The 14236-nt window shown below is 42.3% G+C and carries 10 protein-coding genes, 8 tRNA genes and 2 rRNA genes; all 20 read right to left on the reverse strand.

What is annotated here, in order from left to right; translation table 11 throughout:
• Window positions 1-78 precede the first annotated feature (78 nt).
• The 20 genes from JTI58_RS06045 to alr all read right to left on the reverse strand — a co-directional run bounded on the left by JTI58_RS06045 (window position 79) and on the right by alr (window position 14217).
• A 23S ribosomal RNA gene (locus JTI58_RS06045) occupies window positions 79-3006 on the reverse strand.
• Window positions 3007-3185: 179 nt separating this feature from the next.
• Window positions 3186-4737 (reverse strand): 16S ribosomal RNA (locus tag JTI58_RS06050).
• The 16S and 23S rRNA genes sit together here with 8 tRNA genes alongside, the layout of an rRNA operon.
• A 200-nt stretch (window positions 4738-4937) precedes the next feature.
• Window positions 4938-5011 (reverse strand) — tRNA-Gly (locus tag JTI58_RS06055).
• A gap of 17 nt (window positions 5012-5028) precedes the next feature.
• A tRNA-Arg gene (locus tag JTI58_RS06060) sits at window positions 5029-5105 on the reverse strand.
• An 18-nt stretch (window positions 5106-5123) separates the two neighbouring features.
• A tRNA-Leu gene (locus tag JTI58_RS06065) sits at window positions 5124-5209 on the reverse strand.
• Between the two features lie 66 nt (window positions 5210-5275).
• Window positions 5276-5348, reverse strand: a tRNA-Lys gene (locus JTI58_RS06070).
• Window positions 5349-5363: 15 nt separating this feature from the next.
• Window positions 5364-5438 (reverse strand) — tRNA-Gln (locus JTI58_RS06075).
• A gap of 5 nt (window positions 5439-5443) precedes the next feature.
• A tRNA-Asp gene (locus JTI58_RS06080) sits at window positions 5444-5519 on the reverse strand.
• A 31-nt stretch (window positions 5520-5550) separates the two neighbouring features.
• Window positions 5551-5622: transfer RNA gene (locus JTI58_RS06085), tRNA-Glu, on the reverse strand.
• Window position 5623: 1 nt separating this feature from the next.
• Window positions 5624-5700, reverse strand: a tRNA-Asn gene (locus JTI58_RS06090).
• Window positions 5701-5791: 91 nt separating this feature from the next.
• On the reverse strand, window positions 5792-6253 hold the full coding sequence (locus JTI58_RS06095) for a SprT family protein (RefSeq protein ID WP_205445887.1): 462 nt from the start codon (window positions 6251-6253) through the stop codon (window positions 5792-5794).
• A gap of 67 nt (window positions 6254-6320) precedes the next feature.
• Entirely contained in the window at window positions 6321-8492 is a 2172-nt protein-coding gene (locus JTI58_RS06100; RefSeq protein WP_279381311.1) for a Tex family protein, read from the reverse strand.
• 125 nt (window positions 8493-8617) lie between these two features.
• Window positions 8618-9403: an RNA polymerase sigma factor SigB gene (gene sigB, locus JTI58_RS06105; RefSeq protein ID WP_205445888.1), complete on the reverse strand. Its 786-nt coding sequence runs from the start codon at window positions 9401-9403 to the stop codon at window positions 8618-8620.
• Window positions 9381-9851 carry an anti-sigma B factor RsbW gene (gene rsbW / locus JTI58_RS06110; RefSeq protein ID WP_016993413.1) on the reverse strand — a complete coding sequence of 157 codons (471 nt, stop codon included), beginning with the start codon at window positions 9849-9851 and terminating at the stop codon, window positions 9381-9383. Before rsbW ends, sigB begins: the two co-directional genes overlap by 23 nt.
• Entirely contained in the window at window positions 9851-10183 is a 333-nt protein-coding gene (locus tag JTI58_RS06115) for an STAS domain-containing protein (protein ID WP_004232057.1), read from the reverse strand. The genes rsbW and JTI58_RS06115 overlap by 1 nt, the downstream gene beginning before the upstream one ends.
• A 63-nt stretch (window positions 10184-10246) precedes the next feature.
• Window positions 10247-11197 (reverse strand): PP2C family protein-serine/threonine phosphatase, encoded by a 951-nt coding sequence (locus tag JTI58_RS06120; RefSeq protein WP_243456405.1) that lies wholly within the window; start codon window positions 11195-11197, stop codon window positions 10247-10249.
• A gap of 57 nt (window positions 11198-11254) precedes the next feature.
• Entirely contained in the window at window positions 11255-11656 is a 402-nt protein-coding gene (locus JTI58_RS06125; RefSeq protein WP_205445890.1) for an anti-sigma regulatory factor, read from the reverse strand.
• A gap of 364 nt (window positions 11657-12020) precedes the next feature.
• A complete protein-coding gene (locus JTI58_RS06130) occupies window positions 12021-12371 on the reverse strand; it encodes a type II toxin-antitoxin system PemK/MazF family toxin (RefSeq protein ID WP_004232054.1) in 351 nt (116 codons plus the stop codon).
• Window positions 12372-12375: 4 nt separating this feature from the next.
• The gene (locus JTI58_RS06135; protein WP_004232053.1) at window positions 12376-12639 is read right to left on the reverse strand and encodes a hypothetical protein; all 264 of its coding nucleotides are present in this window, start codon (window positions 12637-12639) and stop codon (window positions 12376-12378) included.
• Between the two features lie 456 nt (window positions 12640-13095).
• Window positions 13096-14217, reverse strand: coding sequence for an alanine racemase (gene alr, locus JTI58_RS06140; RefSeq protein WP_205445891.1), 1122 nt, complete (start codon window positions 14215-14217; stop codon window positions 13096-13098).
• Window positions 14218-14236 lie beyond the last annotated feature (19 nt).

Genomic DNA, 14236 nt, shown 5'->3' on the forward strand with positions numbered 1-14236 from the left:
GTGTCTTGAAGCTCTCTTTTTGTTGAAAGAATTGTTCTTTCAAAACTGGATAAACGTGCATTGAATGTTTCAAACGTTTTGGTTAAGTCCTCGATCGATTAGTATTCGTCAGCTCCATGTGTCACCACACTTCCACCTCGAACCTATCTACCTCATCGTCTTTGAGGGATCTTACTTACTTGCGTAATGGGAAATCTCATCTTGAGGGGGGCTTCATGCTTAGATGCTTTCAGCACTTATCCCGTCCACACATAGCTACCCAGCGATGCCTTTGGCAAGACAACTGGTACACCAGCGGTGTGTCCATCCCGGTCCTCTCGTACTAAGGACAGCTCCTCTCAAATTTCCTACGCCCACGACGGATAGGGACCGAACTGTCTCACGACGTTCTGAACCCAGCTCGCGTACCGCTTTAATGGGCGAACAGCCCAACCCTTGGGACCGACTACAGCCCCAGGATGCGATGAGCCGACATCGAGGTGCCAAACCTCCCCGTCGATGTGGACTCTTGGGGGAGATAAGCCTGTTATCCCCGGGGTAGCTTTTATCCGTTGAGCGATGGCCCTTCCATGCGGAACCACCGGATCACTAAGCCCGTCTTTCGACCCTGCTCGACTTGTAGGTCTCGCAGTCAAGCTCCCTTGTGCCTTTACACTCTACGAATGATTTCCAACCATTCTGAGGGAACCTTTGGGCGCCTCCGTTACCTTTTAGGAGGCGACCGCCCCAGTCAAACTGTCCGCCTGACACTGTCTCCTGCCCCGCTAAGGGGCATGGGTTAGAATTTCAATACAACCAGGGTAGTATCCCACCGACGCCTCCTTCGAAGCTGGCGCTCCGAGATCTCTGGCTCCTACCTATCCTGTACAAGTTGTACCAAAATTCAATATCAGGCTACAGTAAAGCTCCACGGGGTCTTTCCGTCCTGTCGCGGGTAACCTGCATCTTCACAGGTACTATAATTTCACCGAGTCTCTCGTTGAGACAGTGCCCAGATCGTTACGCCTTTCGTGCGGGTCGGAACTTACCCGACAAGGAATTTCGCTACCTTAGGACCGTTATAGTTACGGCCGCCGTTTACTGGGGCTTCAATTCGCAGCTTCGCTTGCGCTAACCACTCCTCTTAACCTTCCAGCACCGGGCAGGCGTCAGCCCCTATACGTCACCTTACGGTTTTGCAGAGACCTGTGTTTTTGCTAAACAGTCGCCTGGGCCTATTCACTGCGGCTCTCATGCGCTTGCACGCTCAAGAGCACCCCTTCTCCCGAAGTTACGGGGTCATTTTGCCGAGTTCCTTAACGAGAGTTCTCTCGCACACCTTAGGATTCTCTCCTCGACTACCTGTGTCGGTTTGCGGTACGGGCACCTCTCACCTCGATAGAGGCTTTTCTTGGCAGTGTGAAATCAGGAACTTCGTCCATACGGACTCGCCATCACAGCTCAACGTTACAGTGTGCGGATTTGCCTACACACACGCCTTACTGCTTGGACGCGCATATCCAACAGCGCGCTTACCCTATCCTACTGCGTCCCCCCATTTCTCAAACGGTGAGGAGGTGGTACAGGAATATCAACCTGTTGTCCATCGCCTACGCCTATCGGCCTCGGCTTAGGTCCCGACTAACCCTGAGCGGACGAGCCTTCCTCAGGAAACCTTAGTCATACGGTGGACGGGATTCTCACCCGTCTTTCGCTACTCATACCGGCATTCTCACTTCTAAGCGCTCCACCAGTCCTTCCGATCTGACTTCAACGCACTTAGAACGCTCTCCTACCACTGACATCGTAGATGTCAATCCACAGCTTCGGTGAATCGTTTAGCCCCGATACATTTTCGGCGCAGCGTCACTCGACCAGTGAGCTATTACGCACTCTTTAAATGATGGCTGCTTCTAAGCCAACATCCTGGTTGTCTGTGCAACGCCACATCCTTTTCCACTTAACGATTACTTTGGGACCTTAGCTGGTGGTCTGGGCTGTTTCCCTTTTGACTACGGATCTTATCACTCGCAGTCTGACTCCCGTGTATAAATATCTGGCATTCGGAGTTTGTCTGAATTCGGTAAACCGGGATGGCCCCCTAGTCCAAACAGTGCTCTACCTCCAGTATTCTCATCACGAGGCTAGCCCTAAAGCTATTTCGGAGAGAACCAGCTATCTCCAAGTTCGATTGGAATTTCTCCGCTACCCACACCTCATCCCCGCACTTTTCAACGTGCGTGGGTTCGGGCCTCCAGTAAGTGTTACCTCACCTTCACCCTGGACATGGGTAGATCACCTGGTTTCGGGTCTACGACCACGTACTAATTCGCCCTATTCAGACTCGCTTTCGCTGCGGCTCCGCCTTCTAAAGCTTAACCTCGCACGTAATCGTAACTCGCCGGTTCATTCTACAAAAGGCACGCTATCACCCATTAACGGGCTCTAACTACTTGTAGGCACACGGTTTCAGGATCTCTTTCACTCCCCTTCCGGGGTGCTTTTCACCTTTCCCTCACGGTACTGGTTCACTATCGGTCACTAGGTAGTATTTAGCCTTGGGAGATGGTCCTCCCGGATTCCGACGGAATTTCACGTGTTCCGCCGTACTCAGGATCCACTCAGGAGAGAACGAACTTTCGACTACAGGGCTTTTACCTGCTCTGGCGGACCTTTCCAAGTCGCTTCATCTAACTCGCTCTTTTGTAACTCCGTATTGAGTGTCCTACAACCCCAAGAGGCAAGCCTCTTGGTTTGGGCTCTTCCCGTTTCGCTCGCCGCTACTCAGGGAATCGATTTTTCTTTCTCTTCCTCCAGGTACTTAGATGTTTCAGTTCCCTGGGTCTGCCTTCAAGACGCTATGTATTCACGTCAAGATACTACGCGATTAAACGTAGTGGGTTCCCCCATTCGGAAATCTCCGGATCAAAGCTCACTTACAGCTCCCCGAAGCATATCGGTGTTAGTGCCGTCCTTCTTCGGCTCCTAGTGCCAAGGCATTCGCCGTGCGCCCTTAATAACTTAACCAAGTTATTAAGCCTATAAAAAAACTTAAAAAAAATGTGTTTGTTACAATTTCAATGTCGTTTTATCCAGTTTTCAAAGAACAAGTTTTGAAGTGTTTCATTCAGAAGAATGAACCTTCAAAACTGAACGCAAAACGTAATCTTACAAACCCAAGGTTTGTATTCCGAAATAATCCTTAGAAAGGAGGTGATCCAGCCGCACCTTCCGATACGGCTACCTTGTTACGACTTCACCCCAATCATCTATCCCACCTTCGGCGGCTGGCTCCAAAAGGTTACCTCACCGACTTCGGGTGTTACAAACTCTCGTGGTGTGACGGGCGGTGTGTACAAGGCCCGGGAACGTATTCACCGCGGCATGCTGATCCGCGATTACTAGCGATTCCGGCTTCATGTAGGCGAGTTGCAGCCTACAATCCGAACTGAGAACGACTTTATCGGATTAGCTCCCTCTCGCGAGTTGGCAACCGTTTGTATCGTCCATTGTAGCACGTGTGTAGCCCAGGTCATAAGGGGCATGATGATTTGACGTCATCCCCACCTTCCTCCGGTTTGTCACCGGCAGTCACCTTAGAGTGCCCAACTAAATGATGGCAACTAAGATCAAGGGTTGCGCTCGTTGCGGGACTTAACCCAACATCTCACGACACGAGCTGACGACAACCATGCACCACCTGTCACCGTTGCCCCCGAAGGGGAAACTATATCTCTACAGTGGTCAACGGGATGTCAAGACCTGGTAAGGTTCTTCGCGTTGCTTCGAATTAAACCACATGCTCCACCGCTTGTGCGGGCCCCCGTCAATTCCTTTGAGTTTCAGTCTTGCGACCGTACTCCCCAGGCGGAGTGCTTAATGCGTTAGCTGCAGCACTAAGGGGCGGAAACCCCCTAACACTTAGCACTCATCGTTTACGGCGTGGACTACCAGGGTATCTAATCCTGTTTGCTCCCCACGCTTTCGCGCCTCAGTGTCAGTTACAGACCAGATAGTCGCCTTCGCCACTGGTGTTCCTCCAAATCTCTACGCATTTCACCGCTACACTTGGAATTCCACTATCCTCTTCTGCACTCAAGTCTCCCAGTTTCCAATGACCCTCCACGGTTGAGCCGTGGGCTTTCACATCAGACTTAAGAAACCACCTGCGCGCGCTTTACGCCCAATAATTCCGGACAACGCTTGCCACCTACGTATTACCGCGGCTGCTGGCACGTAGTTAGCCGTGGCTTTCTAATAAGGTACCGTCAAGGTACAGCCAGTTACTACTGTACTTGTTCTTCCCTTACAACAGAGTTTTACGAACCGAAATCCTTCTTCACTCACGCGGCGTTGCTCCATCAGGCTTTCGCCCATTGTGGAAGATTCCCTACTGCTGCCTCCCGTAGGAGTCTGGGCCGTGTCTCAGTCCCAGTGTGGCCGATCACCCTCTCAGGTCGGCTACGCATCGTCGCCTTGGTGAGCCGTTACCTCACCAACTAGCTAATGCGCCGCGGGCCCATCCTATAGCGACAGCCGAAACCGTCTTTCAGTGTTTCACCATGAGGTGAAACAAGTTATTCGGTATTAGCCCCGGTTTCCCGGAGTTATCCCAAACTATAGGGTAGGTTGCCCACGTGTTACTCACCCGTCCGCCGCTAACGTCGAAGGAGCAAGCTCCTTCTCTGTTCGCTCGACTTGCATGTATTAGGCACGCCGCCAGCGTTCGTCCTGAGCCAGGATCAAACTCTCCATAAAAGAAATTTGATTAGCTCAAATTGTTTTGCTGGCATCAATTTTGATGTCCAAAATTTTTGTTTCTTTCACTCGCCGAAGCTAGTTACTTAAAACTTTATTGATTACGTTTTGCTTGTTCAGTTTTCAAGGTTCATGCCGTTGTCCGTTCAGACAACTACTTTAGTCTATCATACCAACCAATCGGTTGTCAACACTTTTTTTGGAGCGGGTGATGAGAATCGAACTCACGACATCAGCTTGGAAGGCTGAGGTTTTACCATTAAACTACACCCGCATATATTTTTTTAAAAATGGCGCGCCCGGCAGGAGTCGAACCCACAACCTTCTGATCCGTAGTCAGACGCTCTATCCAATTGAGCTACGGGCGCTTATGAAATTAATTGACTTGGTGCGGCCGAGAGGACTTGAACCTCCACGGGGTTGCCCCCACTAGGCCCTCAACCTAGCGCGTCTGCCGTTCCGCCACGACCGCATTCGATTAGTAACTTTCTCATTATACTATGATAATTCGAAAAGTCAACTCTTTTTCTTAAAGAGATGAGCCATGAAGGACTCGAACCTTCGACCCTCTGATTAAAAGTCAGATGCTCTACCAACTGAGCTAATGGCTCGGATTAAGAAATGAATGGCTGGGGTACTAGGATTCGAACCTAGGCATGACGGAATCAAAATCCGTTGCCTTACCGCTTGGCTATACCCCAATAAGTGGCGGTCCCGACCGGGATCGAACCGGCGATCTCCTGCGTGACAGGCAGGCATGTTAACCGCTACACCACGGGACCAAAATGTTATTTACATTAAATTATGAAAAAATGACCCCTACGGGATTCGAACCCGTGTTACCGCCGTGAAAGGGCGGTGTCTTAACCACTTGACCAAGGGGCCATGGCTCCGAAGGCAGGACTCGAACCTGCGACAACCTGATTAACAGTCAGGTGCTACTACCAACTGAGCTACTTCGGAATAATTTATGGTATGTTGTCGCCGTTATCTTGTCGACTTTTACTATTATAGGGACAACTCAATAAAACGTCAACTATTTTTTAAAGTTTTTTTATTCCACTAATTTTAATTTCCCCAAACACTTACTACAGCAATACTTTTCAACATTCATTTTAATTTTCCGTACATATAATTGGTGGCAATTGACACAAGTATATGTATAGCGTCGTCGGTGTTTTTCAACTGTAGTTTTAGGGGATTGTAAAACTGAGCAAAATCGGGGGGCATCTACTTTCCTTAACAATTCTCGAAAATCTTTATCTCGATGCTGATACCCTTTACCTTCAATATGTAGATGATAATGGCATAATTCGTGGAGAACAATACCATGAATCTCTTCCAAACCGTATAATTCATAGGCTTTAGGATTAACCTCAATATTATGAGATTGTAAAAGATATCGTCCTCCTGTTGAGCGTAATCTTGCATTAAAGTAGGCTTGATGCAGAAAAGGTTTCTGAAAGCTTTCCAAAGATAAGCGACGAACAAGCTCTTGTAATTCTAGATTGTCCAAAGTAATCACCTCTAACAACAAGAATACCACACTGCGTAGTATAGACAGTGTGGTAAAAATTTATTACTCAATCTAATGTTTGATTTTTAGGTGGAAGCATCGTTAAAGAGATACGTCCTTTCGTTACATCTATTTGCTCTACCCAGACGGTTACAATATCCCCAAGCGCCACAACTTCTAATGGATGTTTAATACGTTTATTTTGTAGTTTAGAAATATGCACAAGTCCATCTTGCTTCACGCCAATATCAACAAATGCACCGAAATCGACTACATTTCTTACTGTGCCCTGCAATTCCATACCTACTTTTAAATCTTCCATTTTTAATACATCCGTTTTAAGCAATGGTTGTGGGAAAGCATCACGTGGGTCACGATTTGGTTTCATTAAAGTATCCACGATATCTTGAATTGTCACAACTCCTACCCCAAGCACATCACTTAACTTTTGGATATTTAGGGCTGCAATAGCTTCCTCTGCACTCTGAGTCCCTAACTCTTTCTTATCTATCTGTGCCTCTGCTAATATTTGCTCAGCAAGGCTATAGCTCTCAGGATGAATACCTGTAGCATCAAACGGATTTTTTGCTTCAGGGACACGCAAGAAACCAATAGCTTGTTCATACGTTTTAGCACCTAACCTTGGAATCTTCTTTAATTGCGCACGCGTAGTAAATTGACCATTTTCCTCTCGCATCTTCACGATATTCTCTGCGACAGTTTTTGATAAACCAGAAACGTATTGTAAGAGTGATGAAGAAGCAGTGTTTACGTCAACACCAACTTGGTTAACAGCCGTTTCTACTATAAAAGTTAGCGATTCATTTAACTTTTTTTGAGAAACATCATGCTGATATTGACCTACTCCCACCGCTTTTGGTTCAATTTTCACTAACTCTGATAAAGGATCCTGTAAGCGACGTGCAATGGAGACAGCACTACGTTGCTCAACCTGTAAATCAGGAAATTCTGCACGTGCAATATCAGACGCTGAATAAACAGACGCCCCCGCTTCGTTGACAATCACGTAAGCTGTGTCAGTAGTAAGCTCGTTTAATACATCCGCGATAAATTGTTCTGTCTCACGGGATGCTGTACCATTCCCAATAGCAATTATACTTATTGGATACTTTGCCAAAATTCCTTTCACAGTAGCTTTCGATTTGGCCACATCTGGTTTAGGTGGATGTGGGTAAATAGCTGTAACCTCAAGCATTTTTCCCGTTTCATCTACAACCGCTAGCTTACAACCTGTACGGTAAGCTGGGTCAACCCCCAATACATATTTACCTTTCATAGGTGGCTGTAGTAATAGGTTACGTAAATTTTCAGAGAAAATATGAATAGCCTGTGTCTCCGCTTTTTCTGTAAGCTCGTTTCGTAATTCCCTTTCAATTGAAGGCTGAATCAAACGCTTGTATGAATCCTCGATTGCTAGTTTAACTTCTGCAATAGCAGGGGATGAACCAGTTGCAGGTATCCATTCTTTCCACATAATCATTAATACTCGGTCCACTGGAACATGAATCGACACCTTTAAAATTTCTTCTTTTTCCCCTCGATTTATCGCTAAAATACGATGCGGCACAATGCGACTAACAGGCTCTTCATATTCGTAATACATTTCAAAAACATTTTTTTCATCGATTTCTGTATTTTTCACAGACGTTACAAGGATGCCATCCTTCCATGAATAAGCACGAATTTTTTCACGGATAGAGGCATCGTCAGCAAAACGTTCTGCTAAAATATCTCGAGCTCCCATTAGCGCTTCTTCCGTATTAGCAACCTGTTCATTGTCCACAAAACCAATTGCTAATTGCTCTAATGAATCTTTACTAAATGCTAATAGAAGATCTGCAAGAGGTTCTAATCCTTTCTCTTTTGCAATCGTCGCCTTTGTACGTCTTTTTTGCTTATAAGGTCTATATAAATCCTCAACACGTTGCAAGATTGTTGCAGAAAGAATAGCCTGCTCTAATTCTGGTGTAAGCTTTTCTTGCTCTTGGATTAACCGTATAACTTCTTCTTTTCGTTGTTCAAGTTGCTGTATGTAGTGATAACGATCTTCTACAGCTTTAATTTGTACCTCATCGAGTGATCCTGTAACCTCTTTTCGATAGCGCGCAATAAATGGTACCGTATTTCCCTCTTCTAATAATTTGATAACAGCATCTACTTGCCCTGGTTTGACTGCTACGTCTTTTGCAATGAGCTGTAACATTTGCTTTTGCTCCACATCATCACTACCTTTTTCTTTTCATTTTACCATTACACTTTACTAAAAATGCAAAAAAATAGTCTACTCAGACGAATATGAGTAGACTATGTTCATTCATTTTAAAGGTAAACACCCACGAAAGTTTAGAGCGAAACACTGCCACTTGCTAGAATAGCCTCTTGTAATTTCTTTATTGCTTTCCTTTGTATCCTAGATACATGCATTTGAGAAATCCCTAATCGTTCTCCAGCTTCTTTTTGACTAAGTTGCTCTAGATATGTAAGCTGAATAATTTGTTTTTCCCTCTCATTCAACACGACCAATGCATCTGAAACAATCATTCGTTTATTGGTTATTTCATAGCCATCGTCTTCTCTGCCCAAAATATCGAATAACGTGACTGTACTACCATCTGAGTCTGACTCTATCGAATGGTCCATAGAAAGCGCTTGATAACTACGGCTCATTTCCATAGCTTCTAGTACCTCTTCCTCTGCTACTTCTAATCGTTCAGCAATATCTTTAATGGATGGAGAACGCTGCAATTCAATTGTCAGCGCCTCCACCGTTGATTTAATTCTCGGCCCAAGTTCCTTTATTCGTCTAGGCACATGAACATCCCATGTTTTATCACGTAAAAAACGTTTGATTTCCCCAACAATTGTTGGCACGGCAAATGCTTCAAAACTACGACCAACATTCGGATCAAAACGTCTTATTGCACCTAACAATCCCAGCATCCCTACTTGAACAATATCATCATAATAAGATTTACCATTCGAATATTTACGAGCTATAGATTCAACTAGATATCGATAATGAATCACTAAATTGGTTTGTGCTTCATCATCCTCCGTTGACTGGTACAATTCAATCCACTTTAGTACATCTTCTTTGGATGAAGATTTATGTAGTGATTCTTTCGACATTTTTCTCCACCTGCTCCCTAGTGACATACTTTGTCATGAAGACAGTTACGCCACCATCGTTATTAATCATCACCTCATCCATCAAAGTTTCCATTAAATAAAGTCCCAAACCACCTTCTCTTAGCCCTGCAATACTTTCTTCAGGATGATACGGCCCAATCTTAGACTTAATCTCTTCAAAATTAAAACTATTGCCGTAATCTGCAATCATCATTTCCATTTTATTGTCATACAGCGCACACCCGATGACAATTTCACCTTCTTCTTCGTCTTTATAAGCATGGTGAACAACATTTGTTACAGCCTCACTTGCTGCAATTTTTAAATCTTCAATATCATCATAATTAAAGCCAATCCTACTCGCTAAGCCCGAGACAGTTAATCGAATGACACTGACAAATTGCGGTTTAGCAGGAACTCTAATTTCAATATAGTCAAATTCCTTCATTATCTTAATTCCACCTTTTTATCAGTTTCGATATCCATCAAATCACTAAGACCAGTAATTTCAAATAATCTTTGTAACCTATTCGATAAACCAACAAGCTTTACTTTACCATTTTCACGTAATGCTCTTTTATAGAAGGCGACAAAAATCCCAAGACCTGTACTATCCATGTAATTTACCTTTGATAAATCCAGTTCAATTTCTAATCCTTCTGTAATCTTTACCGCTTCTAATTCCTCTCGTAATCCTGAAGCAGTGAAAGTATCGATTTCACCCTCAACAAAGCCAAATAATTTATGATCAATTTCTTTAAAATGTATCGTTACGTCCATATAGCACACCTCCACCATATTTGTTAGACTATTTTCTCTACCCTGTTCAATTAAAAGTTAAACCTATTTTTTTAAAATAACTACAGTAAAATCATCAGATAGTTTAAAATTTTGCACTCTCTCTATTTCCTTATAAAGAAGCTGGCACAATTGTTGGGCGGTTAAATGTCTATTTTCTTTTATTAAAGTTGTGATTACCTCTCGCGAATTTAAGTCATCCTGCACTCTAAATTCTGTCACACCATCGGTCATCATAATAATTAAATCATTTTCTTCTAAAACAATTTCATGAAAGGTATATTTTGTTTCAGGCAATACACCCAGTAGTAAACCTTTAGCCTCTAAGGTAAAGAACTGATCAGCCTTTGCACTATAATGTAAAGCTGGTTCATGGCCAGCCGAGGCATATGAAAAGATGTTTTGCTCTACATCTAAGCATCCATAAAACATCGAAACAAACATACTGTCATCTACACCTTTTTCTATTACCCTATTGATGACTTCTAAAACATATGAAGGATCTTTATATGCATATACCAATGTTTCAAGTCCATATTTCACCATCGACATACATAGAGCAGCAGGAACTCCTTTTCCGACAACATCAGTCACAGCCACACTTAAATATTCTTCTCCATCATGAAAAAAATGTACATAATCGCCGTTCATTTTTCGAATAGGAACTGAAATCATACCTATATCAATATGTTGCATATCCGGCACATAAGTTTTCAACAAAGTTTTTTGAATGTTTGTCGCTATTTTCATTTCCATCTCATATTCAGCTTGCTTTTGAAGTAAACTTTGATGCTCTCTATGTGCCATCCCATAATGCACCATTACTTCAATCAGAAAATCATAGGCAGGCTGTGATTCATTCATCTGATGAGGGAATATTTGTTCAACAGCATTTTTATGAATGCTAACAACATCCTCAGGAGAGATATTTTTTTGAATTAACTGACGTGTGAAATTTTGAGCGATATATAAATTTCTTTCAGTTTGGTTGACCATGTAATCTGCTAATATTTTTTTATACTGAGCTTCTAATTGTTTCAGTTTCTTCACGTCCTAACGCAACCATTTTTCCGCTCTTATTGTTGTTCCCACTCCACTTACAGATTGAATATCTAAGCTGTCCATCAATCGTTTAACACCTGGCAAACCAGCCCCTAACCCCCCAGAGGTGGAATAACCATCCTCCATTACTTTACGAACATCTTTAATACCAGGCCCTTGATCTGTTGCAACAACAACTATTTTCTTTTCGGAATCTGTCTCAATCCTTTCAATTTCAATGACTCCTATACTTGCATATAAATATATATTTCGTGCTAATTCACTAATTGCCGTGGTGATGCGGGCTTGATCAACAGTGCCAAATCCAAGTGCTTTTGCTTCATTGCGCCCCAGTTGTCTAGCTGCAACAATATCCCATTCTGTAATAATTTCAACCGAAGACTTATGTGTCACTGCTGTCCCTCCATTTCCTTTGGAGTTATACTCTTACACTTTTGTTCGACCTGCTTGTCATAATTTAAAATAAATTATTCGCCTCTATTAATGGAATATTCTATGTAAATATTCATATACCTTTTAAGAATTTTTTCAAAAATCTATTTTTATTAAAAATCTTGAGTATATCTTAAAGCTTTTTGTAACTTTTATCAATTACACCTTGGCATAATTACCTCTGACAGTTCAGCCTTCATTGCGAAAATAATTTATTGCACAAGATATATAGTAAATTCAAATTATGGTAAAGACGTTTCAAGGATATAAGACAAAAAAAGCATCGAGATTATAATATCTCGATGCTTCTATACATATATGTATATCAAAATTTTACCAGACCTAAACTAATCATCAGCGCTCCATCAACTTTTTCCATCACAGCATGATCAAGTTGCGTAATACGATCTGTCAATCTTGACTTATCTATTGTCCGCACTTGTTCTAGCAAAATAACCGAATCACGTTCAAAACCATACTTTTCAGCATTGATTTCAACGTGTGTCGGTAGCTTTGCCTTTTGAATCTGTGCAGTGATAGCTGCGATGATGACAGTCGGACTAAATCGATTGCCAATATCATTTTGAATAATCAGCACCGGCCTAGTGCCTCCTTGTTCAGAACCTATTACCGGTGATAAGTCTGCAAAAAAAACGTCACCACGTTTTACATTCAAAGTGTCATCCCCCGCTAACGAGACGCTCCACCATATGTTGTGCTTCATACTCTGCATGCAAGCATTCGCTCGCAATCATTAAATTAATATGAGACATTTCAACATATCCTTTAATCATAGCTTCCCGTATTTGATTTGGTTGCTCCTGCATTAAATTTTTGCGCGCCAAAATACGCACAAAAGATTCACCTTCAATTACTTCCTTTGTTTGTAGAAATAGTCTGTCTTGAACAGCAATTGTAGCTTCTCTTAACTTTTTCTCGTACACAGCAAGCACCTCCAACGGAACCATACACTTTTCATTACTTCTCATTCTATCATTGAAAGATATTGTTGAAAAGACATGAAATGACAAAATATCTGACAATTTGAAGTACAAATTGTAAAAATATGTTGGTTGTCGAAGGTATATGCTGAATATTTATTATTGCAATGCGTTTCTAAATATGAGCCTTTACAACGTTTTGGAAAAGAAATAAGTTCTCCAGTGCTAATTTATTTACCAAATTCAACTTGGAACATTGCTCATGACATTACATTGAAATATGTTGGTTGTCGAAGGTATATGCTGAATATTTATTATTGCAATGCGTTTCTAAATATGAGCCTTTACAACGTTTTGGAAAAGAAATAAGTTCTCCAGTGCTAATTTATTTACCAAATTCAACTTGGAACATTGCTCATGACATTACATTGAAATTTGACTAATTCTAATGAAAGACAACTAAAGATATATTCTAGGAACTCTTGTTGTGATAATGCATGGTATTTCATAATTAATTGTTTCGAGCTTTGTTGCCCACTCATTGATGGAAATCCTATTCTTTTCTTGTTGACCAATGAGTGTTACCTTCACACCTATATCATATGCTTTTGGTAGGGCAACCATACATTGGTCCATACAAATTCGTCCAACAATCGGCATTCTTTGTCCATCAATTAAAACCTCTTGTCCACCTAATTTGCGAATTACACCATCCGCATAGCCAATCGGAATCGTTCCTATCCACATATCTGTGGGGGCAACATACGTAGCTCCATAGCCAACTGAATCACCTGATTTTATTTGCTTCACATGAACAAGTTCACTTTCTAGCGAGAATACTGGTAATAATGGAAAAGGTAAAATGCTTTCCACATATGGAGAAGGTGCTAATCCATACATAGAAATCCCAAATCTAACAGCATCATATTGTAAATGTGGATCCTTTACTAATGAGGCTGCTGTATTGGATGCATGAACAAGTCTTGGCTTATGAGGTATTACGGATAAACATTTCTCAAAAAATTGAACTTGCTGATCAAAATGCATCGTATCCTCTTCATCAGCTGTAGCAAAGTGTGTAAATATTCCATCCAACTCAACATTTTTTGCAGACTGTAATGTTTGGTACAGTTCTAATAATTCTTGCTCTGAGCGAATACCTATTCTACCCATTCCGCTATCTATTTTTATATGAAGTCGTAATGGAAGTGCTTCATCCACTAAAAGAGAAGCAGCTTGCTGAATCCAATCACTGGCAAACGCCGTAAGTATAATACGTTGCTGCGCTGCATAAGGAGCAAACGAAACTGGAGATGCACCTAATATTAATATGTCTGGTTCTTCAAAATGTGCTCGAATATGTAATGCTTCATCGGGCGTTGCCACTGCAAGTACTGTGGCACCAGCTTCAAGAGCTGCCCGTGCAACGGCTACATCTCCATGACCATATGCATTTGCTTTTACTACAGCGATAATTTGAACATGTGGTCGTAAAAATTCTTTTAAATTTTTAACATTTTGTTGGATTGCTTGTAAGTCTATTATTGCTTTGGTTGGTCGAAAATACTGCTGTGTCTCCATAAGAATACCCTCTTTATTT

The organism is Lysinibacillus fusiformis, from assembly GCF_016925635.1.
Lineage (GTDB): Bacteria > Bacillota > Bacilli > Bacillales_A > Planococcaceae > Lysinibacillus > Lysinibacillus fusiformis_F.